Source organism: Halomonas sp. SIMBA_159, from assembly GCF_046536035.1.
Lineage (GTDB): Bacteria > Pseudomonadota > Gammaproteobacteria > Pseudomonadales > Halomonadaceae > Vreelandella > Vreelandella venusta_A.
The window spans coordinates 1-239 of the sequence record NZ_JAWJBT010001519.1 but is presented as its reverse complement, the minus strand read 5'-3'; the positions used below and the strand labels follow the sequence as shown (position 1 = coordinate 239).

General features: G+C 62.8%; 1 protein-coding gene. It reads left to right on the top strand.

From position 1 onward, the window contains the following. Positions 1–239: SMC-Scp complex subunit ScpB (gene scpB, locus R0J87_RS24305; RefSeq protein ID WP_498889613.1), on the top strand; the 239-nt coding region annotated here is incomplete at both ends.

Genomic DNA, 239 nt, shown 5'->3' with positions numbered 1-239 from the left:
CGATGCGTTCGTATCTGGATCGTTTGCATCCCGAGAAACCGCCGAAATACTCGCGCGCGGTGCTCGAAACGCTCGCGATCATTGCGTACAGGCAACCGGTTACGCGCGGCGACATCGAAGAGATTCGCGGCGTCACGGTGAACACGCAGGTCGTGAAGCAGCTCGAAGACCGTGGCTGGATCGAGGTGATCGGGCATCGCGACGTGCCGGGACGTCCCGCGCTGTACGCGACAACGCGC